This is a genomic window from Polaromonas sp. P3_C2, assembly GCF_056402675.1.
Window position 1 is genome coordinate 1 of the sequence record NZ_JBFUGX010001284.1, and the last position, 508, is coordinate 508.

Annotated in this window: 1 protein-coding gene; it reads right to left on the bottom strand. The window is 60.6% G+C overall.

Going from position 1 to position 508, the window contains the following annotated elements:
* A partial coding sequence (locus AC1DWI_RS26085) for an FAD-dependent oxidoreductase (RefSeq protein WP_477726323.1) occupies positions 1-508 on the bottom strand: 508 nt, incomplete at both ends.

Here is a 508-nt window from a genome sequence, read left to right on the forward strand (position 1 = left end):
GGTCTGGGCTTCACCCTTGGCATCGGTGTAGGCAACACTCACACCTTTCTTGCCGCTCTTGATCTCGCCGACCTTCACGCCGAGCGCGACTTTCAGACCCTGCTTGTCGAATGCTTTCTTTGCTTCCTTGGCGATCTGCTGATCGACTGCGCCCAGGAACGTCGGCAGGCCTTCCAGTACCGTCACGTCTGCACCCAGGCGGCGCCATACCGAGCCCATTTCCAGGCCGATCACGCCGGAGCCGATCAGGCCCAGCTTCTTGGGCACGGCGCCTATGCGCAGTGCGCCGTCATTCGACAGGATGTTTTCCTCGTCAAATGGTGCCCCCGGGAGCGCGCGGGCGTTGGAACCCGTGGCCACGACGATGTGCTTGCCGGAGATGGTTTCCTCAGCGGCACCGGCGACCTTGATGTCATAGAGGCCGTCTTTTGCAGCGACAAAGGAGCCGCGGCCGTGAAAAAAGGTGACCTTGTTCTTCTTGAACAGGTAGACGATGCCGTCGTTGTTC